This window comes from Streptomyces profundus, assembly GCF_020740535.1.
GTDB lineage: Bacteria > Actinomycetota > Actinomycetes > Streptomycetales > Streptomycetaceae > Streptomyces > Streptomyces profundus.
Genome location: NZ_CP082362.1, coordinates 1,717,727 through 1,743,904 on the forward strand (window position 1 = coordinate 1,717,727; position 26,178 = coordinate 1,743,904).

Annotated in this window: 24 protein-coding genes and 2 tRNA genes; 15 read left to right on the top strand and 11 right to left on the bottom strand. The window is 72.4% G+C overall.

The features are described 5' to 3' along the window. Positions 1-107: 107 nt before the first annotated feature. The 3 genes from lysA to K4G22_RS07390 are packed head-to-tail and all read right to left on the bottom strand — an operon-like array spanning position 108 to position 2,779. The gene (gene lysA / locus K4G22_RS07380; protein WP_228079053.1) at positions 108-1,499 is read right to left on the bottom strand and encodes a diaminopimelate decarboxylase; all 1,392 of its coding nucleotides are present in this window, start codon (positions 1,497-1,499) and stop codon (positions 108-110) included. Between the two features lie 48 nt (positions 1,500-1,547). Next, a complete protein-coding gene (locus K4G22_RS07385; RefSeq protein ID WP_228079055.1) occupies positions 1,548-2,348 on the bottom strand; it encodes a DALR anticodon-binding domain-containing protein in 801 nt (266 codons plus the stop codon). Continuing rightward, entirely contained in the window at positions 2,345-2,779 is a 435-nt protein-coding gene (locus K4G22_RS07390; protein WP_228079056.1) for a response regulator, read from the bottom strand. The genes K4G22_RS07385 and K4G22_RS07390 overlap by 4 nt, the downstream gene beginning before the upstream one ends. Positions 2,780-2,935: 156 nt before the next feature. On the opposite strand from K4G22_RS07390, the gene K4G22_RS07395 reads away from it, so the two are divergent. Further along, a tRNA-Arg gene (locus K4G22_RS07395) sits at positions 2,936-3,007 on the top strand. A gap of 117 nt (positions 3,008-3,124) precedes the next feature. Here the strand turns inward: K4G22_RS07395 and ilvY are convergent. Next, positions 3,125-4,009 (bottom strand): HTH-type transcriptional activator IlvY, encoded by an 885-nt coding sequence (gene ilvY / locus K4G22_RS07400; protein ID WP_228079057.1) that lies wholly within the window; start codon positions 4,007-4,009, stop codon positions 3,125-3,127. A gap of 87 nt (positions 4,010-4,096) precedes the next feature. Here ilvY and K4G22_RS07405 point away from each other — a divergent pair, with 87 nt between their 5' ends. Continuing rightward, positions 4,097-5,575: a ketol-acid reductoisomerase gene (locus K4G22_RS07405; RefSeq protein ID WP_228079058.1), complete on the top strand. Its 1,479-nt coding sequence runs from the start codon at positions 4,097-4,099 to the stop codon at positions 5,573-5,575. Between the two features lie 59 nt (positions 5,576-5,634). Here K4G22_RS07405 and K4G22_RS07410 read toward each other — a convergent pair whose 3' ends face one another. From K4G22_RS07410 to K4G22_RS07420, 3 genes are all read right to left on the bottom strand, one after another. Next, positions 5,635-6,021, bottom strand: a complete 387-nt coding sequence (locus tag K4G22_RS07410) for a hypothetical protein (protein WP_228079060.1) — start codon at positions 6,019-6,021, stop codon at positions 5,635-5,637. After that, entirely contained in the window at positions 6,018-6,248 is a 231-nt protein-coding gene (locus K4G22_RS07415) for a hypothetical protein (protein ID WP_228079062.1), read from the bottom strand. The genes K4G22_RS07410 and K4G22_RS07415 overlap by 4 nt, the downstream gene beginning before the upstream one ends. Before the next feature lie 76 nt (positions 6,249-6,324). Further along, a complete protein-coding gene (locus K4G22_RS07420; protein ID WP_228079064.1) occupies positions 6,325-6,756 on the bottom strand; it encodes a MarR family winged helix-turn-helix transcriptional regulator in 432 nt (143 codons plus the stop codon). 124 nt (positions 6,757-6,880) lie between these two features. Here K4G22_RS07420 and K4G22_RS07425 point away from each other — a divergent pair, with 124 nt between their 5' ends. From K4G22_RS07425 to K4G22_RS07455, 7 genes are all read left to right on the top strand, one after another. Next, the gene (locus K4G22_RS07425) at positions 6,881-7,981 is read left to right on the top strand and encodes an ABC transporter substrate-binding protein (RefSeq protein WP_228079066.1); all 1,101 of its coding nucleotides are present in this window, start codon (positions 6,881-6,883) and stop codon (positions 7,979-7,981) included. Beyond that, positions 7,978-8,751: an ABC transporter permease gene (locus K4G22_RS07430; RefSeq protein ID WP_228079068.1), complete on the top strand. Its 774-nt coding sequence runs from the start codon at positions 7,978-7,980 to the stop codon at positions 8,749-8,751. Before K4G22_RS07425 ends, K4G22_RS07430 begins: the two co-directional genes overlap by 4 nt. A gap of 11 nt (positions 8,752-8,762) precedes the next feature. Beyond that, positions 8,763-9,518: an ABC transporter permease gene (locus K4G22_RS07435; protein WP_228079069.1), complete on the top strand. Its 756-nt coding sequence runs from the start codon at positions 8,763-8,765 to the stop codon at positions 9,516-9,518. Between the two features lies 1 nt (position 9,519). Continuing rightward, a complete protein-coding gene (locus K4G22_RS07440) occupies positions 9,520-10,335 on the top strand; it encodes an ABC transporter ATP-binding protein (RefSeq protein ID WP_228079071.1) in 816 nt (271 codons plus the stop codon). 53 nt (positions 10,336-10,388) lie between these two features. Further along, positions 10,389-11,924 carry an aldehyde dehydrogenase family protein gene (locus K4G22_RS07445; RefSeq protein ID WP_228079072.1) on the top strand — a complete coding sequence of 512 codons (1,536 nt, stop codon included), beginning with the start codon at positions 10,389-10,391 and terminating at the stop codon, positions 11,922-11,924. 77 nt (positions 11,925-12,001) lie between these two features. Beyond that, positions 12,002-12,955 carry an alpha/beta hydrolase gene (locus tag K4G22_RS07450; RefSeq protein ID WP_228079073.1) on the top strand — a complete coding sequence of 318 codons (954 nt, stop codon included), beginning with the start codon at positions 12,002-12,004 and terminating at the stop codon, positions 12,953-12,955. 112 nt (positions 12,956-13,067) lie between these two features. After that, the gene (locus K4G22_RS07455; RefSeq protein ID WP_228079074.1) at positions 13,068-14,588 is read left to right on the top strand and encodes a fused MFS/spermidine synthase; all 1,521 of its coding nucleotides are present in this window, start codon (positions 13,068-13,070) and stop codon (positions 14,586-14,588) included. A 90-nt stretch (positions 14,589-14,678) separates the two neighbouring features. Here the strand turns inward: K4G22_RS07455 and K4G22_RS07460 are convergent, their stop codons facing one another. Continuing rightward, positions 14,679-15,383, bottom strand: a complete 705-nt coding sequence (locus K4G22_RS07460; protein ID WP_228079075.1) for a TetR/AcrR family transcriptional regulator — start codon at positions 15,381-15,383, stop codon at positions 14,679-14,681. A gap of 171 nt (positions 15,384-15,554) precedes the next feature. Here K4G22_RS07460 and K4G22_RS07465 point away from each other — a divergent pair, with 171 nt between their 5' ends. The 4 genes from K4G22_RS07465 (at position 15,555) to K4G22_RS07480 (ending at position 19,486) form a co-directional block, all read left to right on the top strand. After that, positions 15,555-16,478, top strand: a complete 924-nt coding sequence (locus tag K4G22_RS07465; protein WP_228079076.1) for an ATP-binding cassette domain-containing protein — start codon at positions 15,555-15,557, stop codon at positions 16,476-16,478. Further along, positions 16,475-17,311, top strand: coding sequence for an ABC transporter permease (locus tag K4G22_RS07470; protein WP_228079077.1), 837 nt, complete (start codon positions 16,475-16,477; stop codon positions 17,309-17,311). The genes K4G22_RS07465 and K4G22_RS07470 overlap by 4 nt, the downstream gene beginning before the upstream one ends. Positions 17,312-17,390: 79 nt before the next feature. Beyond that, positions 17,391-18,668, top strand: coding sequence for a VWA domain-containing protein (locus K4G22_RS07475; protein WP_228079078.1), 1,278 nt, complete (start codon positions 17,391-17,393; stop codon positions 18,666-18,668). Further along, the gene (locus tag K4G22_RS07480) at positions 18,665-19,486 is read left to right on the top strand and encodes a hypothetical protein (protein WP_228079080.1); all 822 of its coding nucleotides are present in this window, start codon (positions 18,665-18,667) and stop codon (positions 19,484-19,486) included. The genes K4G22_RS07475 and K4G22_RS07480 overlap by 4 nt, the downstream gene beginning before the upstream one ends. Before the next feature lie 171 nt (positions 19,487-19,657). Here K4G22_RS07480 and K4G22_RS07485 read toward each other — a convergent pair whose 3' ends face one another. Then, positions 19,658-20,341 carry a response regulator gene (locus K4G22_RS07485; RefSeq protein WP_228079086.1) on the bottom strand — a complete coding sequence of 228 codons (684 nt, stop codon included), beginning with the start codon at positions 20,339-20,341 and terminating at the stop codon, positions 19,658-19,660. Further along, on the bottom strand, positions 20,338-21,477 hold the full coding sequence (locus K4G22_RS07490; RefSeq protein WP_228083989.1) for a sensor histidine kinase: 1,140 nt from the start codon (positions 21,475-21,477) through the stop codon (positions 20,338-20,340). Before K4G22_RS07490 ends, K4G22_RS07485 begins: the two co-directional genes overlap by 4 nt. A 390-nt stretch (positions 21,478-21,867) precedes the next feature. Here K4G22_RS07490 and K4G22_RS07495 point away from each other — a divergent pair, with 390 nt between their 5' ends. Then, the gene (locus tag K4G22_RS07495; protein ID WP_228079088.1) at positions 21,868-24,975 is read left to right on the top strand and encodes an NACHT domain-containing protein; all 3,108 of its coding nucleotides are present in this window, start codon (positions 21,868-21,870) and stop codon (positions 24,973-24,975) included. 87 nt (positions 24,976-25,062) lie between these two features. Here the strand turns inward: K4G22_RS07495 and K4G22_RS07500 are convergent. Then, positions 25,063-25,138 (bottom strand) — tRNA-Trp (locus K4G22_RS07500). 197 nt (positions 25,139-25,335) lie between these two features. Here K4G22_RS07500 and K4G22_RS07505 point away from each other — a divergent pair. Further along, positions 25,336-26,172: a glycoside hydrolase family protein gene (locus K4G22_RS07505; RefSeq protein ID WP_228079091.1), complete on the top strand. Its 837-nt coding sequence runs from the start codon at positions 25,336-25,338 to the stop codon at positions 26,170-26,172. Positions 26,173-26,178 lie beyond the last annotated feature (6 nt).

Genomic DNA, 26,178 nt, shown 5'->3' on the forward strand with positions numbered 1-26,178 from the left:
TCAGTCTCACGTACCGGCGGCGGACCGCCCCTTTTCGTTCACCATGCGGACGCGATCAGCCGGCCGACGGCCCTTTTCTGATCAAGGTCTCTGATCAAGGTCTCTGATCAGCCCACGTCCAGGCGGAGCAGGTCGTCCTCCGTCTCGCGGCGGATGATCGTCCCCGCCAGGCCGCCGGCCACCGCCACCACGGGCGGGCGCGGGGTGTGGTTGTAGTTGCTGGCCATGGAGCGGCAGTAGGCGCCGGTGGCCGGCACCGCGATCAGGTCGCCGGGGACCAGATCGGCCGGCAGATAGGCGTCCCGCACCACGATGTCACCACTCTCGCAGTGCTTGCCCACCACCCGCACCAGGACCGGCGCGGCGGCCGAGGCCCGTGAGACCAGCGCCACCGAGTACTCGGCGTCGTAGAGCGAGGTCCTGATGTTGTCCGACATCCCACCGTCCACGCTCACATAGGTGCGCAGGCCCTCCAGCGGCTTGACCGTGCCCACCTCGTAGAGCGTGAAGGCGGTCGGTCCGACCACCGCGCGCCCCGGCTCCACCGAGATCCTCGGCAGCGCGAGACCGGCCGCCTCGCACTCCCGGGAGACGATGTCCCGCAGCGACTTGGCGATCTGGTGCGGCTCGCTCGGATCGTCGTCCGAGGTGTAGGCGATGCCCAGCCCGCCGCCGAGGTCGATCTCCGGCAGCTCGACGCCGTGCTGGTCGCGCACCGAACGCAGCAGGCCGACGACCCGCCGCGCCGACACCTCGAAGCCGGCCATGTCGAAGATCTGCGAGCCGATGTGCGAGTGCAGCCCGATCAGCTCCAGGCTCTCCAGCGCCATCACCCGCCGCACCGCCTCAAGCGCGGTGCCGTCGGCGAGCGCCAGCCCGAACTTCTGGTCCTCGTGCGCGGTCGCGATGAACTCGTGCGTGTGCGCCTCCACGCCGACCGTGACCCGGATCTGCACCCGCTGCCGCACCCCGTGCCGGGCCGCGGCCTCGGCCACCCGGTCGATCTCCTGGAACGAGTCCAGCACGATCCGGCCCACGCCGGCGCCGACCGCGCGGTCGATCTCGGCGACCGACTTGTTGTTGCCGTGCAGCGCGATCCGCTCCGGCGGCATCCCGCCGGCCAGCGCCGTGGCCAGCTCCCCGCCGGTACAGACGTCGAGGTTCAGACCCTCCTCGCGCAGCCACCGCACCACCGCGCGGGACAGGAACGCCTTGCCGGCGTAGAAGACGTCGGCGTCCGGCGCGAAGGCGTCGCGCCAGGCGCGGCACCTGGCCCGGAAGTCGGCCTCGTCCAGCACGAACGTCGGCGTGCCGAACTCCTCGGCCAGCGCACGGACATCGACCCCGCCGACGGTGACCACCCCCTGGGGGTCACGGCGCACGGTGCGGGCCCACACCTTGGGGTCGAGGGCGTTGAGGTCGACGGGAGGCGCGGCGTAGTGGCCCTCGGGCAGCACATCGGCGTGCCGGGGCCCGGCGGGGTGAGCGGAACGGCTCATGACGGAACTCTTTCCAGGTCTGGCGGCTGACGAGTCACGGTGCGCGGCTCACAGCCGGTGTGGGGCGCTGATGCCCAGGGCGTGCAGGCCGTCGGCGAGCACCGTCCCGGCGGCCAGGGCGAGGGCCAGCCGGGCACGGTGGACGACCTCGGGTTTCTCGTCGCCCGACGGCAGCGTCGGGCGAAGCCCCTCCACGGTCAGCAGTCGGTCGGCGACCCGCGTCAGCCGGCCGACCGGCCGGCCCCCCTCGCCGAGCGCGGCCAACAGCGCACGCTCCGCCGGCAGTTCACAGGGCGCGGCGCCGGGCTCCGGAACCACCCCGAGCGCCTCGGCGGCACGTTCCAGGCCGGCGCAGCGGGCCCGCGCGTACCGCACCAGGAACAGCGGGTTCTCCTCGCGCTGCGTCAACAGCGCGCCGGCGGGGTCGCCGCCGGCCAGGGCCGACCAGCGGGCCGCGTCCCGCGCCGGATCGTCGGGCAGGCTGGGCGCCGGCGGCGCGGAGAGGATCTCGCGCAGCAGCGCGGCCTCGGCGCCGGCGTCCAGCGCGATGGTCAGAAACCCGCCCCCGGTGACCCGTACGGCGGCCACGCCTGGCTGCCTCTCCAGCCGCGCGCTCAGCATCCGCGCCACCTCGCCGGCCGGCTTCCCGGCCGGGCCCGCCAGCCGCAGCGCGATCCCGCAGGACCACACCTCCGACGTTCCCGGACTCTCCCCGCCGGCGCGCGCGTCCACATGTCGGGGCGGCCGACGCAGCACGGCCCGCTCGGGCACCGGCACGCTCAGCTCACCGCTGTCCACCGCGCCGCGCACGGAGCGCAGCACGGCGTGCGAGAGCTGGGCCGGAGTCACGGAGCAAGCGTACGAGAGGCGGGGCCGCACTCCGCCAACGGTTTCACCAACTGGACCCACCGGCGCCGCCCCTCGGCGCAGAACCGGCCGACCAGCCGCACCAGCTCCGCGGGCTCGAACGGTTTGCTCACCACCGCGTCGACGCCCCTGGGCGGCTCCCGCCCGGCGCTGGCGGAGACCAACACCAGCGGGATGTGCCGCGTCCCTCGATCGAGGCGCAGCCGGGCGACGGTGGCGAGGCCGTCCATCCTGGGCATCGCCAGATCCAACGTGATCACATGCGGACGGAACTCGTGCACGGTCTCCAAGCATTCGGCACCGTCGCAGGCGGTCATCACCTCGAACCCGTCAAGTTCGAGATTGACCCTGATCAGCTGCCGGATGACCTGGCTGTCGTCCACCACCAGGACCCGGCCGAGAACACCTGGCACCCAGCCAGCGTAAGCGCGTTCCCCCGCCCTCGTCCGGCCTTTCCCCCAACTTCTACCCGGGAGTAGCGCGCCCCGCACCCACGTGCGGAAACAACGGGTGCGAGGCACCCCCGCCAAGCTGGTAATGTTCTTCCCGTCGCCACCAAGGCGCCAAGCGCCCCCGTAGCTCAGGGGATAGAGCAACGGCCTCCGGAGCCGTGTGCGCAGGTTCGAATCCTGCCGGGGGCACATCGCGCGGACATCGAGGATCATTCCTCTGACCAGCGCACATGCCATCAATCCAGGGTCGGGCTCAGTGTCAGTGAGTCCGGCCCTTTCGCAGGCCGCAGCGGTTGGCGCGTGGGCTCACGCGCCGGTGGGTTGGGCGTTGCCCGCGGTGAGGCTCCACAGGGCGGCGACCAGTGGTCGGCGTAGGTTCGCCCGGCTCACGCACAGGCCGATGGTGAGCGCGGCCGGGGTCGGGTCGACGTGGACGGTCGACAGCGCTCCGCGCGTGGCGCTGGTGTCCAGAACGAGCTTGGGCACGACTCCCGTTCCGTATCCGAGGGCGACCAGGGTCAGCAGCGCCTCGTGGCCCTCCGGTTCGGCCACCACCCGCGGCACGCGGCGCCTGGCGCGGAACCAGCGCTCGGCCGCCTCGCGGACCAGGCCGCGGTGGGGCAGCACGAAAGGGCCGTCCAACGCGTTCTCCGACGCGTTCTCCGGTTGGTCCCGCGCCGTCACGAACACCAACTCGGTGGTCGCCACCGTCCTGCTCCGCAGGGTCTCCGGCAGTCTGGCCGGGACACCGGCCACCGCCACGTCGACGTCGCCCTCGTCCAGTCTGGCGAGGGCCGCGGCGGCGTCGCCGGTGCGCAGGTCGATCAGGGCCTGCGGGTGCGCGGCGCGGAACGGCGACAGCAGAGCGGGCAGCAGCGCCTGGCAGGCGGTCACGGTCGCGAACACCGCGAGTCGGCCCACCAGGCCCGACGGTTTGTCGTGGCCCTGCCGGTACTCCTGCCACCGGTCGAGCGCCTCAAGGGCGTAGGCGCGGAACCGTTGGCCCTCGACCGTCAGGGTGACCCCGTGCGGTGTCCGATCGAACAGCGGCCGGCCCAACTCCGCCTCCAGGCGCTGCATGGACCTGGTCAGGGTGGCCGGGCTGACGTGGCACTCCAGGCTGGTGCGGCCGAAGTTCAGCGTCTGGGCCAGATGGAGGAAGAGCCGTACGTCACGATGGTCACCAAACACGCCTCACCATAGCCTTTCACCGAACGGAACGGCCCGGTGCGCTTCTTGCGCTTGCCCCGTCTCTCCGCGCGGAAATACAAGTCAGTCATGACTTCCACTCCCATCAACGCTTTCACCTCCGAGGTCTTCACCACCGAGACGATGGACGTTCCGGGCGGCACGGAGACCATCCTGCGCGGGGGCCGCCATCTCTTCCCGCTGCTGGCGCGGGCGTTCGACGGCATCGGGCGGATCGGCGTCATCGGCTGGGGCCCCCAGGGGCGCGCCCAGGCGCGCAATCTGCGCGACTCGTTGGCGGGCACGGACATCCAGGTCGCGGTGGGGCTCCGGCCCGACTCCGCGTCAGCGGCCGACGCGCGCGCCCACGGCTTCACGGAGGACGACGGGACGCTCGGCGACTGGATCGAGGTCGCGGCCACCAGCGACCTGGTGATCCTGCTCATCGCGGACGCCGCACTGGTCAACCACCACGGGAAGCTCTTCGACGTCCTCAGGCCCGGTGCCACGATCGGGCTGTCGCACGGCTTCCTGCTCGGCCATCTTCGTTCCGTGGGAGGTGACTTCCCCGAGGGACACGGCGTGATCGCCGTCTGTCCGAAGGGCATGGGGGACTCGGTCCGCCGGCTGTACGAGCAGGGCGCCGAGATCAACGGCGCGGGAATCAACAGCAGCTTCGCGGTGCACGCCGACCCCGACGGCAAGGCCGTGGACCGCGCGCTCGGCTGGTCGGTGGCGCTGGGGTCGCCGTACACCTTCCGCACCACGCTGGAGAGCGAGTACCGGTCCGACATCGTCGGTGAACGCGCCATCCTGCTGGGCGCCGTGCACGGCCTGGTCGAGGCGCTCCACCGGCACTACCGGCTCGCTGGTGACGACCCGATCACCGCCTACGAGCGGTCCTGCGAGAACGTCACCGGCCCCATCGCGCGCACCGTCTCACGCGACGGACTGCGCGCCGTGCGCCAGCGACTGTCCCCGGCCGACCAGGCGGTCTTCGACCGGGCCTACAGCGCGGCCTACCAGCCGGCGCGTGACCTGGTCGCGGAGATCTACGACGAGGTCGCCGACGGCACCGAGCTGCGCGGCGTCGTCCTAGCGGAACAGCGGCTGGCCACCCGGCCCATGGCGGGGATCAGCGGATCCCCGATGTGGCGACAGGCGGAAGCCGTGCGCGCCCGGAGGGGCGAACGGGAGCTGCCCGTCGACCCGTTCACCGCGGGGCTCTTCGTCGCCACCATGATCGCCCAGATCGACGAGTTCGCTGAGCGCGGCCATCCCTGGTCGGAGATCGTCAACGAGTCGGTCATCGAGGCCGTGGATTCGCTGCTGCCGTACATGCACGCCCGTGATGTCGCGCACATGGTGGACAACTGCTCCCAGACCGCCCGGCTCGGCTCCCGCCGCTGGGGGCCGCGCTTCCAGTCGGCCTACGAGCAGATCGCGCTCCCCGCGGCCGAGCGGCCCGCGGATCCCAAGCTCGTCGACGCCTTCACGCGGCACCTGGTGCACGACGCGCTCACCTCGGCGGCCAGGCTGCGCCCCTCGGTGGACATCTTCGTCGGCTGACGCCCCGCTCGCGCACGTCGCGCCGGCGGGGGCGGGTCGGCGCGCGGGCCGGCCGGGCCCTACTCCTGGCGTTCGCGCTCCGCGCGGTTCCGGTGGCGTTCCCGCATGGTGCGCAGCGAGCGTTCCACCTCCTCGTCACGTGGCGTCCTGGGCTCGGGGTCGGGCCGTGCGGCCTCGGCCTTCTCCTTCTGCTCTCCCCAGCCGTCGGCCAGGGTCGCCACCATCGGTACCAGGCAGAGCAGCACCAGGAGGCCGATCGCGAGCGGGCCGTAGGAGAAGTCCCACTCCAACAGGTCGCCCAGGGCCCCCACGGTCACGGGGGAAGCCTCGCGCACCTGGTCCTGTGCCGGCCCAACGGCCAGTGCGTAGCCGGCGATCGCCAGGGTCGCGGTGCCGAGCACGGCCGCGCGCGTCCGGCGGGAGAACCGGCGGGCGAGCAGCGTCACGGTGAGGCCGGCGAGGCGAGGAGGAGCAGGATGCCGACGGTGCCGGTGAACTCCGCGTAGACCCACGCGTCGTTGTTGGCGTTCGCCCTGGCGTGATTCAGCATCTCCGCGTACGAGCCGCCGCCGTCGCCACCGAAGACGACGCAGGCGTCGCCCGGCCGCATCACCTCGCCGTCACAGGTCAACTCGCCGTCGAACACGGCGTCCTTGGCCCGGTACGCGGCCACCAGTATGTCGGGCCGGGCGGCGGGAGCGCCAACGGAACGCCCGACTCCGCGACCGGAGCGCGGTGCCAGGGTGGCGTCAGGTCGACGGGGGCGGCGGGGGTGGGGTCCAGGTGGGGAGGTAGGTCAGGACATCACCGAGCAAGGAGCGCAGGCGCCCGTAGTCCTCCTCGCCGAGGGAGCGGCGGAGATGGCCTTCGAGGTCGACCAACAGCTGGTCGGCGCCGACGAGTTCCCGCGCGCCGCTGTCGGTGAGACGCAGTTCCTGGACGTTGGCGTGCCGGGGGTGGGGGCGGCGTTCGACCCAGCCGCGCTCGACGAGTTTGCCGACCAGCGGCACGATCGCCTGGGGGGTCACGCCGACGACTCGCGCCAGCTCGGCGCCGGTCAGCCCTGGTCGCACCCTGAGGTTGATCAACACGGAGTACAGCGATCCGGAGACGCCGAGCTTGCGCAGCGGCGGTTCCTTCGTGCTCTGCAGGGCCAGGTCCGCTCGCCGGAGAAGGGACACGACACGGCTGAGCACCTCTGCTTCGCCGTCTGTCGCGGTTGGTTCGGTCACGGTCGCCTACCTTACAGCACCTTCACATCCATACAGCTCTTGCTTCGCATCAAGTACTTGATACCTTGGGCGCATGACAGCCCTGGACCACGTTCATCGTCAACTTCCAGACGGCGACCCGGACTTCGCGATCCCAGCCGCGTCGGCGAGCAGGCGCCCGAGGGCCGTGGCCACCGGCCTCGTCCTGGCGCTCGCCCTCAGCGCGTGCGGGGCGGGCGGTGGCCGGGCCGAGACGACCGAGTCGGGCCTGACCCGGCTGGTCATCGACTACAGCGCGACCGCGAACAACGCACAGCTGTCGCTGGGCGTCGAGCGCGGCATCTTCGAACGCCACGGCATCGAGATCGAGCAGGTGCCCGGCTCGGGTGCCAGCGCCAACAGCGTGGCGCTGCTGCTCAACGGCCAGATCGACCTGGCCGTCACCGAGATCACCGCGGTGCCGGCGGCGGTCCACGCCGACTTCCCGGTGCAGATCGTCACCTCGCTGGTCACCGACTACGAGTCGCCGCAGGGCGACGCCTTCTCCCTCGTCGTGCCCGGCGACAGCCCGATCCGCTCCTTCGCGGACCTGGCCGGCCGGACGGTCGCCGTCAACGCCCTGGAGAGCTTCTTCGACCTGACGCTGCGGGAGGCGGTCCGCCAGGGCGGCGGTGCCCCCGACACGGTCGAGGTCGTCGCCGTGCCCTTCGAGGACCAGCTCGCGGCGCTGCGGCAGGGCCGGGTGGACGCGGTCAGCACCATCGAGCCGTTCGGCGGGCAGCTGCTGACCGACGGGTTCCGCACCATCGGCAACCCGGCGACCGCCGCGCTCGGCGCCCGCAGCAGCGCGAGCGTGCTGATGGCGTCGCGGCCGTTCGTGACGGAGAACGAGGACGTCATGCGGCGCTTCCTCGACGCGTGGGACGAGGCGACCGCCTACGCCAACGACCACCCGGACGAGGTCAGGGAGACGATCGTGGCGACGACGGGCGCGCGGCCGGAGGCGGTGGCCGACCTGCCGCTGCCCTGGTACGTCAGCGGCATCGACCGCCGCTCCGCCGCGCTCGTCACCAGCCTGATGGTCGAGTACGGCCGGCTGGATTCGGCGCCGCCACTGGAGGAGTACGCCTGGTCACAGGCGCCGGAGGCCACCGATCTCACGACGCCGCCCCGCGGTCTTGAGGTCTCGGAGTGAGGCCCGCACGACTCGCGCCCCTGCTTCCCACTCTCACGACCGCGGCGCTGCTCGCGGTCTGGGAGGTGCTGTCGGCCTCCGGCGTCCTCCCGGTCGAGATCCCCCCGGTGTCCGAGGTCGGCGCGTGGCTGGTGGACAACCTCGGCGCCGGCGATCTGTGGACGGCCGTCGGGCAGACGCTGGGCCACTGGGCGCTCGCGCTGCTCGCCGGGGTGGCGATCGGCGCGGCCCTCGGCGGCGCGATGGCGGCGATCCCCGTCGTCAACGAACTGCTGACGGGCGTGGTCGAGTTCCTCCGGCCCATTCCTGTCGTGGTCCCACTGCCGATCATGCTCCTGCTGCTGGGCGCCACCTCCGAGGTGGTCGTCTCGCTCGCCGCGGTGGCCGCGACATGGCCGATGCTGTCGCAGACGTTCTACGGCGTCCGCGCCGTCGACCCGGTCGCCCGTGACACCGCGCGCGTCTTCGGGCTGACGGCGGGACAGCGGCTGGTGTGGGTGACCGCGCCCGGCGTGCTGCCCTATCTCTGCACCGGCGTGCGGATCGCGTCCACGATCACCCTCCTGGCCGCGATCGCGATGGAGCTCATCGGAGCGGTCCCCGGCCTGGGCGCCACCTTGGGCACCTATGCCACCAACGGCGTCTACGACGCGATGTACGGCGTCATCGTCCTCACCGGGCTGCTCGGTGCCGTGCTCAACGCCGCCTTCGAGGGGCTCGAACGGCGGGCGTTGCGCTGGCACCCGTCCCACCGGGCGCGGATCGCGTGAGGAGCGGACCCATGACGAGAATCGGACTCCGGCTGCTGGTCCCCGCGCTGCTCCTGCTGCTGTGGTGGACGACCTCGGCCCGGAGCGCATCCCCGTTCTACCCGCCGCTGAGCGAGGTGCTGGTCTCCTTCCGGGAGACCTGGCTGTTCGCGCGGCTGGGCTCGGATGTGGTGCCCAGCCTCGGTCGGCTGCTCGCCGGCCTGCTGATCGCCTCGGTCGTCGGCGTCGCCGCCGGCGTGGCGCTGGGCCGGAACAGGCCACTCGCCCGGGCGCTGAATCCGGCCGTCCAGTTCTGCCGGGCCGTGCCGGGGACCGCGCTGGTTCCGGTCAGCGTCGTGCTGCTCGGCATCGGCGACGGCGCGAAGATCGGCGTCATCGCCTTCGTCTGCGCTTTCCCCGTGCTGCTGAACACCGTCGACGCGGTGCGCGGGATCGATCCACAGCTGGAGGACGTGGCGCGTTCCTACCGGCTCACCCGTGCCCAGCGGCTGACGTCGGTGCTGCTGCCCGCCGCGGCGCCGCAGATCTTCGCCGGGATCCGCACGGCCCTGGGCATGGCTTTCATCATGATGGTCGTCACCGAGCTGTACGCGGCGACCAACGGCATCGGATTCGTCACCGTCAGCGCGCGGAACGCGTTCGACGTGCCGCGGATGTGGGCGGGCACCGTGCTGCTCGGCCTGCTCGGCGCGGTTCTCACCGCGGCCTTCCTCGCGCTGCAACGGCGGGTCCTGCGTTGGCACATCGGCATGACCGGGAGGAACTGAGATGTTGTCGGTCACCCATCTGGGGAAGACCTATGGCTCGGGCGATCAGGCCGTCGAGGCCATCCGCGACCTGACGTTGACGGTCGGCAAGGGCGAGTTCGTCTGCATCGTCGGCCCGTCGGGCGCCGGCAAGACGACGCTGCTGCGCTGCCTGTGCGGCCTGCTCCCCCCTTCGGCTGGCTCCGTGGTCCTCGACGGCGAGCCCGTGACCGGGCCGCCGAGGGCGATGGCGTCGGTGTTCCAGGACTACAGCAGGTCGCTGATGCCCTGGTTCTCGGTCGAGCGCAATGTCGGCCTGCCGCTGCGGAACAAGCACCGGTCGGCGGCCGACCGCGCGGCTCGGATCGCCGAGGCGCTGACCGCCGTCGGCCTCGACTCGTTCGGCTCGCGGTACCCGTGGGAGCTGTCCGGCGGCATGCAGCAGCGGGTGGCCATCGCCCGCGGCCTCGCCTACGAGCCGGAGATCCTGCTGCTCGACGAGCCGTTCGCCTCGGTGGACGCGCAGACACGAGCCGATCTGGAGGACCTGATCCTGCGGGTCAGGGAGACGACGGGCGTCACCATGCTGCTCGTCACACACGACATCGACGAGGCCGTCTACCTCGCCGACCGCGTCGTGGTCATGTCCGCCCGGCCGAGCGTCGTGGTCGAGACGGTGGCGGTCGACCTGCCGCGGCCCCGTGACCAGGTCACCACCAAGAGCCTCGCCCGGTTCGCCGAACTGCGCGCGCGGGTGCTCGGGCTGATCCGGCGCCCCGACGACCGGGCCACCCAGGCGCCGGAGGCGTTCGGCTCCCGGCCGGGAGCCGAATCCTGATGGGCCGGGAGCGAGGGACGTTCCATCCGAACCTGAACGACGGAGGACGAGGGATGAGCACGGACAGCGGGAACACGGCGGCAACCCGGGACGGTGACCCGGACGCCACCGGCACCGAACTGACCACCGTCGACCAGGCGACGGGCGAGGAGTTGGCCCGCTACCGCGTCGCCGGGCCCGAGCGGGTCGCGGCTGCGGTCGCGACCGCAGCCGCGACCGCCGGCGCGTGGTGGGATCTCGGGTTCGACGGCCGCGCGGAGCGGCTGCGGGCCTGGCGCCTGGACATCGCGCGCGGTGGGGAGGAGTTGGCGGCGCTCGTCCACGCCGAGAACGGCAAGCCCGTCGAGGACGGCCGTGCGGAGGTGCTCGCCCTGCTCGGGCACCTGACGTTCGCGATCGATAACGCGGAACGCGTGCTCGGCCCCCGGGACGTCGGCGTGCCGCCCACGATGACGCACCAGCGGGCCCGGGTCGAACATCTCCCGTACGGCGTCGTCGGCGTCATCGGGCCGTGGAACTTCCCGCTCGGCACGCCGGGCGCGATCGTGGTCCACGCCCTGGCGGCGGGCAACGCCGTCGTCCTGAAACCGAGTGAGCTCACCCCGGGCGTGGGCGAGTGGCTGGCGCGCTCCTGGGCGCGGGCGGTGCCGGACCTGCCCGAGGTCTTCCAGAACCTCGTCGGGTACGCCGCCACGGGCCGGGCCCTCACCGCCGCCGGGGTGGACAAGATCGCCTTCACCGGAAGCGTCCGTTCCGGCCGCGCCGTCGCCGCCGACTGCGCCCGGCGCCTGACGCCGCTCCTGCTTGAGCTGGGGGGCAATGACGGCGTCATCGTCGCCGAGGACGCCGACCTGGACCTGGCCGCCGCCCACATCACCTGGGGAGCGCTACAGAACGCGGGGCTCGGCTGCATCAGCCTTGAGGTCGCCTATGTCGTCGACTCGGTGCACGACGCCCTGGTGGCGCGGATCGCCCGGCTCGCCGGACGGGTGCGGGCCGGCGGCGACGACGGCGACCTGATCGGGCCGATCCCGCTGCCCGCGCAGATCCCGGTGGTCCGCCGCCATGTCGAGGACGCCGTCGCCCGTGGCGCCACCCCCCTCGTGGGCGGCCCGCCGGCCACCGACGACCGCTATGTGCAACCCACCGTCCTGGTGGACGTCCCGCCGGACGCGCTCGCCACGACCGAGGAGACCTTCGGCCCCGTGCTGTCGGTCGTGCGCGTCCGCGACGCCGAGGAGGCGATCTCCCTGATCAACACCGGTCGTTACGGCCTCGGCAGCGCCGTGTTCAGCGAGGAACGCGGCGAGGAGATCGCCCGTCGGCTCCGGGTCGGCATGACCAGCGTGAACGACGCCCTCGCCTTCTCCTCGGTCAGCGGCCTGCCGTTCGGCGGGCGCGGCGACAGCGGCTACGGCCGCAAGCACGGGGACGAGGGGTTGCTCGAATTCGCCTATCCGCACGCCATCACCGTCCGCACCGGCCCGCCGGCCGTGCCCACCACGACCTTCGACCGCCCGCCCGGAGCCATGGCCCTCGCCCTCGGCGCGCTCCGCGACCGCCTCCGGACCGAGGACACCGCGCGGTGACCCACAGCGGCCCCCTTCACCGCCCGAACGCCGTCGGCCACGGACCACGAACAGAACCACGGACAGAGAGGAAACACATGGCCACGCCCCCTGTGCACGAGGCACCCACACCGAACGAGGAGCGGGTCCTACGGCTGCTCGACCAGGTCGCCGACGCGTTCAGCCACCAGGCGCGCTCCCCCGTGCTGCGCTCGCCGGCCGAACACGGCCTGGACTTCGAGAACGTCACCTTCCCCTCCCGCGACGGGACGCTCCTGGAAGGGTGGTTCATCCCCGCGCCCGGCTCCGACAAGCTGGTCATCGCGAACCACCCGATGGGCTTCACCCGCGCCGGCCTGCCCGCGCACCTCGAACCGTGGCGCTCGATCTGGGCGCCGAGCGGCAACGGGTTCGAGGTCGACTTCGTCCCCGACTACGCGATCCTCCACCGGGCCGGCTACCACGTCCTCGCCTACGACCTGCGCAACCACGGCCTGAGCGGCGCCGCCAACGGAGGCGTCAGCTCCAGCGGGATCTTCGAGGCCCGCGACATCGTCGGCGCCCTCGCCTACGCGCGCGAGCGGCCTGACACCCGCGATCTGGCGATCGGCCTGTTCAGCCGCTGCCTCGGGTGCAGTTCGACGTTCGCAGCGATGACCCAGTTCCCCGAGGCGTTCGACGGCGTGCGGTGCCTCGTCGGCCCGCAGCCGGTCACCGCGCGGACCATCATGGAACGGCGGCTGGCGGCCCTCGGCGTCGCCGACCGGATCGACGACCTGGAGCGGCGGATCGTGCTGCGCACCGGCTTCGACTTCGACTCCCGCAGCCCCAGGGAGTGGGCACGGAACGTCACCGTCCCGACCCTCCTCTATCAGGTGCGCGACGACGTCCTCACTCATCCGGGCGATGTCCAGGCGATGTTCGACAACATCCCGGTCGCCGAGAAGAGACTCCAGTGGATCGAGGGGAGCACGGCCCGCTTCGACGGCTACCTGGAGTTCCAGCGCAGGCCGGGGCCGATGCTCGACTGGTTCGCCGCGCACATGTGCTGACGCACGGCTGGCGGCTGGCAGGATGGACGACGCGGTGAGCCCGCGCGGGCGCGCTGGGCACCCCTCGTGGCCGTCGTGAAGAACGTCCTGGCAACTCTCACGGGGGACACAGGTGGAACTCGTAACTGATCGTGGCGGCGAGACGAACGGCCGCGCGCCGGGGATCGGTCCCCGCACCGGCGCCGTCCTCGTCTTCGGATCCTCGGCGGCGGTGCTGGTCGTCGAGTTGGTCGCGCTGCGTCTGCTGGCGCCCCATGTCGGGCTCACCCTCGAAATGAACACCATGGTGATCGGCATAGCCCTTTCGGCGATCGCCCTGGGCGCGTGGGCCGGCGGGCGGGCCGCCGACGCCATGGCGCCGCGACGGGCGCTCGGTCCCTTGCTGGCCCTGTCGGGGGTGGCCGTGGCGATGACGCCGACGCTGGTGCGCCTCGCCGGCGCGGCCGGCGGCACGGTGACGCTGCTCGTCGGCGGTGTCTGCCTGTTCGTGCCGGCCGCGCTGCTCACGGCGGTGACCCCCATGGTCACCAAGCTGCTGCTGGTCGATCTGGAGGCGACCGGCACGGTGGTGGGGCGGCTCTCGGGGATCGGCACGGCGGGCGGCATCGCCGGCACCGTGCTGACCGGCTTCGTGCTGATCTCGGTCGTCCCGGTCAGCGTCATCCTGCTCACCCTCGGGGTGATCCTGCTGGTGGCCGGCGTGTTCGTGGATGTCTCGACGCGGGACTGGCGGCGTGGTCAGCGGATGCTGTTGGCGGGGGTGGCCGTGGGCGGCAGCGTCGCCGGCGGGGTGGCGGTCCCCAGCGGATGCGATGTGGAGACGCGCTACCACTGCGCGACGATCGAGGAGGACCCCGACCGGGCGAGCGGTCGGACCCTCGTCCTCGACGGCCTGCGGCACTCCTATGTCGACCTCGACGACCCCGAACACCTGGAGTTCGCCTACATCAGGGCGATCGCCTCCCTCATCGACACCGCCTACCCGGCGGGCGAGGCGCTGGACGCCTATCACCTCGGCGCCGGCGGGCTCTCGATCCCGACCTACCTGGAGTCGGTGCGCCCCGGCTCGGCCAGCGTGGTGTCCGAGATCGACGCGGGCGTGGTCGAGGTCGACCGGGAGTGGTTGGGCGTGGAGACCGGTGAGCACCTCCAGGTGCGGGTGGAGGACGCCCGGTTGGGGCTGCGGAGGATCGCCACCGACTCCCGTGACCTGGTCGTCGGCGACGCGTTCGGGGGCGTCAGCGTGCCGTGGCATCTCACCACCCGCGAGGCGGTCGCCGACGTCGGACGGGTGCTGCGTCCGGGCGGGCTCTACACCGTCAACATGATCGACCACGACGAACTCGCCTTCGTCCGGGCCGCGGTCGGCACGCTGCTGGCGGAGTTCGAGCATGTCGCGGTGGCGGCGGAGCCGGGCGCCTTCGACGGCACCGGTGGCGGCAACTTCGTGGCAGCGGCGTCCGACACCGCCTTCGACCCGGTGGCGTGGGGTGCGCGGTCCGCCGAGCGCGGCAGCGACTGGCGGGTCGTCGACGGCGCCGAGCTCCGGGAGTGGGTCGGCGACGCGCGGGTGCTGACCGACGACTTCGCGCCGGTCGACCAGCTGCTCACGGCCAGCCCCCGGCGGAACTGAACTCCCCCGCGCCGGGCCGGCGCCCGTTCGGCGGCGACGTCGGCCAACAGCCGGGCCGGGCGGGCCGGCTTGGGCGCGGTGGCGGTGCCGCTAGGTGTCCTGCCGGGACAGGGCCTGACGGGGGGCGATCCCGTGGAAGAGGCGGTCCAGACCTCGACGGAAGAGGAGGTCGGGGTGGGCGTCCGCCGGGTCCGTTCGCAGGAGCGCGGCCATGGCGCCGGCGAGGTGGGGGCGGCTCTCGTCGGCGGCGATGCTCCCCATGTGCTGCGCCTTCGCCGCCGCCGCGGCGCCGTCCGCCGGCTCGACCTCGTGCTGGGCGAAGTTGGCGATCCAGTTGTTGAGCAGGGCGATGAAGTCCACCCGCCCGGGGATGTCGAGCCCGGTCGGTTCGAGGGCGACCAGCAGGAACTCCATGTAGTCCTGCACCCACGGCCCCCAGGACGCGCCCGCGCTCAGCTGCCCGGCCCAGGGGTGCCGACGGAAGGCGGCCCGGCCGCGCTCGGCGACCAGGGTCAGATCGGCGGCCCAGTCCCCGGAGGGCTCGGCCGGCAGGTCGTACTCGGCGGCGACCCGGTCGACCATCAGGTCGTAGAGGTCGTCCTTGCTCGCGATATACCGGTAGAGCGACGCCGCGCCCGCGCCCAACTCCGCCGCGACGGCGCGGATCGACACGGCGGCCAGCCCCTTGGCGTCGGCGAGGGCGACGGCCTCCCGGGCGATGTCGTCGAGGCTGTGCGCCGGCTGCGGCCCCTTCCTGCCGGCCCTGGCCCGCGTCCAGATCACCTCGGTGGCCACAGCGCCTCTCCGTCTCCGCGTCGACGATCAGCCCCCGCGGCACACTGCGTCCACTGTTCGCAGTAAGCTGGGCTCGTACTGCGAACAGCGATCGCTGAAGGAGTGGCCATGTCACGAGCCATGTCACGAGCCATGTCACGACCATCCGCGCCAGCAATCCACACGGAGGAGTTGACCAAAGTCTACGGTCGGGGCCGCAAGGCCGTGACCGCGCTGGACGGCGTCGACCTCGCCGTCCCCACCGGAACGGTCTTCGGGCTGCTGGGGCACAATGGCGCCGGCAAGTCCACGCTGATCCGTCTGCTGTCGACCCTCGCGGCCCCGACCTCGGGGCGCGCCCTGGTCGGCGGCCACGACGTCGCCACCCGACCCGCCGAGGTCAGGGCCGCGATCGGCGTCACCGCCCAGCAGACCACGCTCGACCAGCGCCTCAGCGGGCGGGAGAACCTCTTCGTCTTCGGCCGGCTGCACGGACTCTCCCCGGCCACGGCCCGCCGCACCGCCGTGGAACTCCTGGCGCGCTACGGACTCGCGGAAGCGGGCGACCGGCTGGTCGGCGCCTACTCCGGCGGCATGCGCCGCCGGCTGGACATCGCCTCCAGCCTGCTGCTGAATCCCGCCGTCCTCTTCCTCGACGAACCCACCACGGGGCTCGATCCACACAGCCGCACCGCCATCTGGACGGCCGTGCGGGAGCTGGCCGACGAGGGCACGACCATCCTCCTCACCACCCAGTACCTGGAGGAGGCCGACCACCTCGCCGAGCGCGTGGCGGTGCTGGAGTCGGGCCGGATCATCGCCGACGACACACCGGGCGCCCTCAAGCGGCGGATCGGGCTGCGCCTCTCGGTCACCCTCGCCTCGGACGACTCGCAGGCGGCGGCGCGCTCCCTGCTCGGCGGCCTGGGGGTCACCGGCCTCCCCGAGCCCACCCCGGGGGCGACCACCCTCACCGGCGCGGTGCCGGCCGGGACCCTCACCCTGCCCTCCGTCCTCACCGCGCTCAACGACGCCGGGATCGGCGTCGCCGACCTCGGCCTGCACGAACCCACCCTCGACGAGGCCTACCTGGCCCTGACCGGAGGACCGGCGTGAACGACCCGACCGACACGGCGCGGCCCCGCCCGCGAGCGGCGACCACCGCGCGGAGGCGCTGGTGGCTGGCCGACGGCGCGACCATCGTCCACCGCGACCTCCTCGCCCTCAGGCGGAATCCCTCGGCCGTCGCGGCGAGCCTGGCCGCACCGCTCGGCATGGTCCTCATGTTCGGCTATGTCTTCGGCGGCGCCCTGAGCGACGGCTCCGCCACGGACTACCGCATGGAGCTGATCCCCGCGGTCTTCGTGCTCGTCGCCGCGACCGGCGCCGTCATGACCGCGGGATCGACGGCCCTGGACGCGCGGAACGGCGTCACCGAGCGGCTGAGGTCGCTCCCGATGCGGCGGGTCGCCGTCCCGTTCGGCCTGGCGGGGAGCCAGCTCCTCCTCTCCGTGATCTCGCTCGCCGCCATGGCGTCGCTCGGCCTCGTCGTCGGCTGGCGCGTCGAGGACGGCGCCGCGTCCGCGCTGGCGGGCTTCGCCCTGCTGCTGCTCTTCGGCTACGGCCTGACCTGGGTCGGGGTCTTTCTCGGGCTGGCGATCCGCAGCATGGAGACGATCCAGCAACTCGCGCCGCTGGTCTTCGCGTTCGTGATGCTCTCCAACGCCTTCGTACCGACCGAAGGGATGCCGTCCGGGCTGCGGACGCTGGCGGAGTGGAACCCGTTCAGCGCCGCGATCGGCGCGGCGCGGTCGCTCTTCGGCAACGCGCCCGTGCCCGAGGGGCCGCTCCCGCTGGCCCATCCCGTGCTCACCACGCTGCTCTGGTCACTGGCCCTGATCGCGCTGTTCGCGCCGCTGACGGCCCGACGGTTCGCGCGAGCCGAGTAACCGGGGGAGCACGTCCGCTGGTTGGGGCCCGCTGACCTGCCGGTTCGAGACCTCGACCGGGGACCAATAGCATCAACTAATGATCTTCAGACGATGGTTGGCGATACTCCTCAGCGGGCTGGTCGCCATCCTCACCATGAGCGGCCTGGCGCCCAACGCCATGGCCGACCAGCCCGAACAGGACGACCCCCCACCCCGCGTGGATCTGGTACTCGACGTCAGCGGCTCCATGCGAGAACGCGACATGGGAGGCGGCGAATCCCGTATCGCCGCCGCGCAGCGTGCGTTCAACGAGGTGATCGACGCCGTCCCGGACGAGGTGCATCTCGGCATCCGCACCCTGGGGGCGACCTATCCCGGCGACGATCTGGAGATCGGCTGCCAGGACAGCGAGCAGCTCTTCCCCGTCGGGCCGATCGACCGCACCGAGGCCAAGACGGCCGTCGCCACCCTGCGCCCCACCGGCTGGACGCCGATCGGCCTCGCCCTGCGCGGCGCCAACGAGGACCTCGGCGACGGGGAGGGCACCCGCCGGATCGTGCTGATCACCGACGGCGAGGACTCCTGCGGCGACCCCGACCCCTGCCTGGTGGCCCACGAACTCGCCGCCAGCGGAACGGACCTGGTCGTCGACACGCTCGGCCTGACATTGGACGACGCGGTGCGGGACCAGCTGAGCTGCATCGCCGAGGCCACCGGCGGCACCTACACCGCCGTCCAGGACGCCGAGCAACTCGCCGACCGCATCAACCAGCTGGTCCGACGCGCCGACCTGCCCGTCGAGACCCCCGCGACGGTGGCCGGCGGCGAGGAGTGCCGGGAGGCGCCCTGGCTGGGCATCGGCGTGTACGAGGACAGGGAGGAGTTCGACGAGCACCGCTGGTACCGGGTGCCCGTCCTGCCCGGGCAGGAGCTGCGCGTCTCGGCCAGCGTGGCCGCCGACCGGGCCGTCAACCCCGACTACGGCGTGCTGCTTCGCGTGCTGGACGAGGACGGACGTGAGCTGACGCGCGGCACGGGGGCCGGCACCGGGCACACCGATGTGCTCTCCACCGGGCTCCGCTATCCGATGCCCGAACCGGACGAGGACGGGGCGGATTCGGACGCGCCGCGCGCCGTCTGCCTGGTGCTCAGCAACTCCTTCTCCGCGCCCGACTCCGTCGTCCGCACGCCGGGACTGCCGGTCGAGCTGACCGTGGATCTGGTGTCAGCGCCGGACGCCTCCCCCGACGCCGCGGCGTTCGGCCTCGCGCGAGGGTGGGCGCCCGTGCTGCTCCTGGGCGGTGTCGGCCTGGTCGCCGGCCTGGCCGCCGGTCTGTTGATCCGGGTGATCTCGGCGATGAGGAAGGCGATATGACCCACCTGACACGGCGCGCCCCACGCTGGCTCGCCATCGCCCTGCTGACAGCGGCTGCCTGCCTGACCGGCACGGGGCCGGCCCACGCCGACGACGAGTCGATCCCGACGGAGGCCGGCACCTCCTTCCGCACCGCCACCGTCGTCGAGCAGGACCAGAACGCCAGCGCGGCGGCCTCGACCGGCGACTACCTCTACTGGGTCTTCCCCGCCGGCGCCGGGCAGATCCCCACCGCCGAGGCCACCGTGCGGCTGCCGGAGACCCGCACGGGCCCGGTGACCTGGCGGCTCGATCTCTACGACGGGCTGCGGCGCTACCAGTCGTGCACATCCGGCCAACAGGCCGCCACCGCTGAGCAGGACGAGGCCAACGTCACCCTGAGCTGCACCCTGCGCCCCGTGCACTCCTATGCCGACCCGTGGGCCAACACCCCGCTCCCCGGGGCCTATTACCTGCGGCTGTCGGTCGCCGACCTGCCCGAGCGGGACCTGGGCCTGCCGGTGGCCGTCGAGGTGACGGTGACGGCCGACGGGGCCAACGGCTCCACGGCGGTCGGCGGAGACCTGACCGAACCGCTGCTGCCGGTGGGCGCGGCGGGCACCGTGCGCACCGAGGGCGAGGCGGAGGCCATCGACCACGAGGAGGCCCCCAGCCCCTATCTCGCCACCGTCCCCGAGCCGTCGGACGGCTGGAACGGCGGCTGGTGGAGCGACCGTTGGCTGTGGACAGCGGCCGGTGGCGTCCTCGGCGCGGTGGCCGCGCTCGGCGGCTACCGACTCGTCCGACCCTCCGGAGGCACCACCCCCCACACCTCCTGACCACGGCCGCGCCGGCCCCCACCCCCAAACACCGGCGCGGCCCGACCAACCACCCACCGCGCCCGACGTCACACGCGAGACACTCACAAACGCTCTCCGTCATCATCATGGTCCCAAGCTACCCGGGACCACTGACAACGCCCGGTGGGTGGTAGGTGGTCGGGGGGAGGGTCAGGCTTGGGGGGTGATCAGGCCGGATTCGTAGGCGATGACGACGGCTTGGGCGCGGCTGTCGAGGTGGAGTTTGCTCATGGTGCGGTTGAGGTGGGTCTTCACCGTGGCGGTGCTGATGTGCAGGCGGCTCGCGATCTCGGAGTTGGAGAGGCCGAGGCCGGTGAAGCGGAGGACCTCGCGCTCGCGTGATGTCAACACCTCAAGGCCCCGGCGTGGTGCGGGGCCGGCCGGGGCGGTGGTGGGCCCCGGACCCTGGCGGGCGTAGGCCGCGACCAGGCGGCGGGTCACGCTGGGGGCGAAGAGCGAGTCGCCGCCGCTGACCGCGGCCACCGCCGCGAGCAGCCGGTCCGGGCCCGAGTCCTTGAGCAGGAACCCCGAGGCGCCGGCGCGCAGCGCGCCATAGACGTACTCGTCGAGGTCGAAGGTGGTCAACACGAGGATGCGCGGCAGGGGTTCGCGGTCGGTCGTCGCCAGGATGCGCTCGGTGGCCTGGATGCCGTTGGTGCCGGGCATCCGGATGTCCATCAGGATGATGTCGGGCGAGGTCTCGGCGGCGAGCCGGATCGCCTCCTCACCGTCGGCCGCCTCGCCGACGACCTCGAAGCCGGGGGCCGCGTCAAGCACCCCGACGAGTCCGGCCCGGATCAGGAACTGGTCGTCGACGATCAACACCCTGGTCATTCCCGGCGGTCGTCCTCCCCTCCACGGGCCGTCGCCGAGGTGGGAAGGGTCAGCCGAACGGCGAACCCTCCCGCGCTCCGCGGACCGATGGCGATCGTCCCGCCGTAGAGCTTTGCCCGCTCCCGCATGCCGATCAACCCGTGGCCGCCGCCCGGCGCGACTCTGTCCGAATCCACCCCCTCTCCGTCGTCGGTGACGCCGACCTCCACATGGCGCGGCCGGTAGCGGATCTCGACGGTCGTCGCGGCGCCAGGGGCGTGTTTGATGACGTTGGTCAGGGCCTCCTGGACCACGCGGTAGGCGCAGAGGTCGACGCCGGGGGCCAGGGGGCGCGGGGCGCCCTCGACCCGCAGCGCGACGGGCAGCCCGCCGGCGCGGATCCTGGCCACCAGCTCGTCGACCCTGGCCAGCCCCGGCATGGGCGCGGCGGACTCCCCCGCGCCGCCCCCGTCCCCGTCGCCGCCGTCCGGCCCCTCGTCCTCCCTGAGCACCTCAAGCATGCGGCGCAGTTCGTCCAGGGCCTCGCGGCTGGTCTCGGCGATGGTGCCGAGGGCGGCGCGCGCGGTCGGCGGGTCCGAGTCGAAGACGAAGCTGGCCAGCCCGGTCTGGACCGAGACCACGGACATGTGGTGCGCGACGATGTCGTGCAACTCCCTGGCTATGCGGCGGCGTTCGTCGGCGACGGCACGGCGCGCCCGGGCCGCCTGCTCGGCCCTGAGCTGGCGGGTCAGCTCGGCCGAGCGGCGCGCCAGGGCGCCGAACCACACCAGCACGACGGAGAACAGCAGCGCCTGCGCCAGCACGGAGAGCGGCGACTGGCTCTCGCTGACCGCACCCGCGTAGAGCCAGAGCCCGGTGAGCGCCGCCGCGCAGGCGACGGCCACCCGCACCGGGCGGGCCGACGCCACCGTGTAGAGCGCGAGCAGCGGCCCGAAGGTGCACACCACGGGCCAGAAGCCGAGGCTGACGTACCAGACTCCGGCGACCTGGGTCGCGGCGAACACCAGCACGGGGGCCCGGTTGCGCAGGGCGACCGGCAGTTGGGCGAGCGCCGCCAACGCCTGTGCGCCGGCGTCGAGTTCGGGCCATCCCTGGGCCTCGGACTCCGCGCCGAGCAGCAGCGCCACGCACACCATGGCGAGGGCGATCAGCGTGTCGACCGCATAGGCCCTGCCGGAGGGGCGCCGGCGGCGCCGACCGTCCCGGCGGGACGTCTGTCTCGGGCGCATCACCGCAGCGTAGCGCCGCAGGACCCGGCCGAAGTCAACCCAGCGCGGTACTACGGGAGTCGTAGCGACCTGGCCGGCTGCCACCTGGGGTGACCCCGGGATTCAACCCGCCGCCCGACGCGAGGACGGGGGCGCGCGCCGTAGGTTCTTCGGCGTGGCGGCGCGAGGCGCGGTCCTCCTCGGGAGGGGGGAGCAGGAACGCCCGGCGCCGCCACGGGAGTTCGGGGGAACGGCCGGTCCGCCGCGCGCCTCGCTGCCACAATGCGGTGGGGTTCGCGTAACGGATGGGGAGGGCGCGTGGTCGCGGAGGCAGCGGCGTTTCGGCTGGGGACGAAGGTGGCGAGCGCGGCGGGCCGGTGGTGGCTGGGGGTGCGGCGGCAGGACCAGGAACGGCACCTGCCGATGGAGGAGTTGATCCGGCTACGGGTGCGGGGGCTGCGCTACCAGCGCGAAGTGAGGCAGCAGTTCGACCAGATCACCAACGCGGTGTTCGACCGCCTGGAGCCGTTCCTGCGGCACGCGTTCGGCCGGCTCGACGAGGGCGGCCGGCAGGCCGTGCTCGACGCCGTGGCCGACACCTTCGACCGGGCGGACCTCAGCGACGAGGCGCTGTTCGCGGCGAACGTCCGCCCGGCCGAGCTGAGCCGCGCCATCACCGGGTCGGTGCGGGGGCCCACGGGGTTGAGCGAGGCGGAGACCCGGCTCTACGAGATCCTGTTCGCCGAATGCGTCGAGTACTACGTGCACATCGTCCTCAGCCTGCCGGTCTTCGAGGAGCGCGCGTCCGGCGAACTGCTGGTAAGGACCGCCTCGTTGGGCAACGGAGTGACGCGCATCCTGGAACGCCTCCCGGACCGTTCGCTGTTCGCGCCGGACGGCACCGACCAGGACACCGACTTCCGCCGCGACTACCTGCATCTGGTCAGCCGGGACCTGGACGAGGTGGACCTGTTCCGCCGGCCGTCCGACCAGGCGACCGGGCTCCGCATGCGGCTCTCCGTCGCCTATGTGAGTCTGCGGGCGACCGGGGGCGAAGGCCGGCGCCGCCGGGGCGCGATCCGGGAACTGCCCGTGCCTCGACCGGACATGAGCAACTGGGAGAAGGGCGGCGACGACAGCTCCGGCATGCGGGTCGAGGCCGCGTTGCGCGACGCGAACCGGGTACTGCTGCGCGGGGAGGCCGGCTCGGGCAAGACGACGCTGCTGCGCTGGCTGGCGGTGATGGCCGCACGAGGCACATTCCAGGGCGAGTTGGTCGACTGGAACGGGCTGACGCCGGTTCTCGTCAAGCTGCGCGAGTACAGCGGGCGGGCGATGCCCGACCCGAGCGCCATGCTGGACGGCGTCGCCGGCCCGATCACCGGCGTCATGCCCCGGGGCTGGGTGGAACGCCAACTGCGCGACAAGCGCGCGCTGTTGCTGATCGACGGCGTGGACGAGCTGCTGGATCGGGACCGGCGGGCGGTGCGCGACTGGCTGCGCAAGCTGCTGGGCCAGTACCCCGAGACACGGGTGGTCGTCACCTCGCGGCCGGCCGCTGCCAGCGCGCGCTGGCTGCACGGGGAGGGCTTTGCCGCCCTGCATCTGGACCGGATGACCCCGCCGGACCTGGCCGCCTTTGTCCGCCAGTGGCACCAGGCGGTACGCGACCTGGGCGGCGAACTTCCGTGCGGCGTCGACGAGTTACCGCAGTACGAACAGTCCCTGCTGGCCAGCCTCAAGGACCGCGCACATCTCCAGTCGCTGGCCGGCACCCCGCTGCTGGCCGCCATGCTCTGCGCGATGCATCTGAACCGTGGCCGACAACTACCGAGAGACCGGATGGAGTTGTACCGCAACGCCCTGCACACCCTGGTGCACGACCGGGACGCGGACCGCAATGTGCCCAGCGCGATGGACAGCCGGTTGAGCCTCGGCGACAAGCTGGTCGTGCTGCGCGATCTGGCCTGGCGGCTGTCGGACAACAGCCGCAGCGAGATCGCCGTGGATCGCGCGGCCGGCTATGTCGCGACCAAGCTGCGGGCGATGCGCCACCTGGACGCGTTGGACGGTCCGGCGGTGCTGGAGCAACTGCGCCATCGGTCGGGGGTGTTGCGCTCCTCGGCCGAGGGCCGGATCGACTTTGTCCACCGCACCTTCCAGGAGTATCTGGCCGCCGAGGAGGCGGCCGAGGAGGACCGCATCGGCAACCTGGTCGGCCGCGCGCATCTGGACCTGTGGCGGGAGACCATCATCATGACGGCCGGCCATGCCAACGCCCCCCAACGCGAGGAGTTGCTCGACGGCATCCTCGACCGCGCGGACACGGAACCCCGCCACGCCCGCACCCTGCGCCTGCTGGCGGCGGCCTGCCAGGAGACGCTCCCCCAGGTGCCCGACGGGGTCGGCGAACGGTTGGACCAGGCCGTGACAAGACTGCTGCCGGCGCGGCGAGAGACGGACCCGCCCGCGCTGGCGGCGGTGGGGACCAACCTGCTGCGGCAGCTGCCCAGTTCGCTGGGCCAACTGTCGGAGAAGTCGGCGATCCAGACGGTCCGCACCGTGGCACTGATCGGCGGCGAGGAGTCCCTGCGGCTGCTGGCAGGCTGGGTGGGCGACGAGCGGTGGGCCGTGGTCCACGAACTCAGCGCCGCCTGGGACTACTTCGACGCGGAAGCCTTTGCCGACGAGGTGCTGTCCCGGCTGCCCCTGGCGGACCACGAGGTCCGACTGACCCACTCCGGGCAAGTCCGGGCGGCAAGCCGGTTGCGAGGGCTGACCAATGTACTCATCACCTGCCCGGTGCGGAACCTCGATTTCCTCGCCGACTTCCCACCCCTGAGGCACCTATGGGTGGAGCAACTCAACGGGGAGGCCAACCTGTCCGTGCTCTGCAGCCATCCGCAGTTGGAACTTCTAGGTTTGTCCGGCCTCGGCTCGGTGCGGGGCACTGCGGTGCTCGCAGGCCTGACCCGGCTGAAAAGTCTCACTATCCCCCTCGACAGCGATCTAGCCTCCAACACCTTGCATTTGCTCCCTGAGCTGACTGGCCTCGCCGTAGGCGGCGACACGATGGAGACAGCTGACCTCAGCGTACTGACCACCCTGCCAGAACTGGAGAGCGTGAACCTGACGGGCGATGGCACGGACACACCGCCGGGTTTGGAGGAACTGGCCGAGATGACGAGCCTCACCTCCCTCTGGCTCCAGGATTGCGATGTGGCCGCCTGGCTCTCCTCCCTTCGCAGTGCCCCGCCGGCCCTCTCCCAGCTGTTCTGCTACTTCAGCACCGTGCCCACCGACCCCCGTGCGTTCGCCCGACTGGGAACCCTCGAAGATGTGCTCATTTACCACTGCCGCACCCCCGACGGCGCCCCCGTCACCACCTACGACATCCCCGGGGCACGCACCCTGGTGAGCGGCTGACCCCCCGCCCCGGCAGCAGCCGAGTCGTGGTCAGCAGCCCCGCCGTGGCGGAGAGCGCCGCTCGGGCCGCTCTGGCGGCCGGGGCGATGGCAGGGGTGGCAGGGGTCGAACCTGCGGCATCCGGGTTTGGAATCCGGCGCTCTGGCCTCTGAGCTACACCCCTTCGGCAGCCTCAAGTGTGCCGTGCCCGCATCGGGCCCTCCACCGGTTTTCGGGCGGCGGAGCAGCGCGAGCAAGCCGTCATGTCCCTTGTTCCGGTGCGGAGTTGGCCGGGCGGGCCGTTGACGGCCCACCCGGGGCGTGCGAGCATCGGCGCGCAGCGAGAGCGCTCTCAGACCTTCTCCTCCACCGGGACGAACGATGCAGGGAAGCCGAATCCGCAGCTGGGTGACGGCGGTCGCCGCCACGTTGTTGGCCCTCCTCCCCCAGCTCTCCCCGACGGACGCCGCCACGGCCGCGAGTGAGCGGAAGGGGGTGAACCTCAACCCGGGTGCCGGTGTCTCGGAGGCGCTGGCCGATGTCGGCGCGGCCTGGTACTACAACTGGGCCTCGGGAACGGGGGAGGTCACCGCGCCGGACGGGGTGGAGTTCGTGCCGATGATCTGGGGCGCGGAGTCGGTCACCGACGCGGAGTTGGCGCGGGCCGTCGAGGAGGGCAGCCAGCTGCTGGGCTTCAACGAGCCCGACCTCGGGGAGCAGGCCGATCTCACCGTGGAGCAGGCGCTGGATCTGTGGCCGCGCCTGGAGGCCACGGGGCTGCGGCTCGGCGCGCCGGCCGTGGCGTTCGGCGGTGACACGCCCGGCGGTTGGCTCGACCGGTTCATGGCCGGCGCCGAGGAGCGTGGCCTGCGCGTGGACTTCATCCCGCTGCACTGGTACGGCTCCGACTTCGGCCCCGACGCGAGTGAGCATCTGCGCGGCTATCTCCAGGCGGTGGCCGACCGCTACGGCAAGCCGGTGTGGCTGACGGAGTACGCGCTGATCGACTTCACGGGGCCGAGCCCGCGCTACCCGAGCTCGGCGGAGCAGGCGGCGTTCGTCCGCGCGTCCACCGCGATGCTGGAGGGGCTGCCGTTCCTGGAGCGCTACGCGTGGTTCACGCTGTCGACCGGGACCCATGCCACCGGGCTCTATGACGGTGCCACGCCCAACGAGAGCGGTCTTGCCTACCGCGCGGCTGGCACCGCCGGGGGGTGAGCCCGG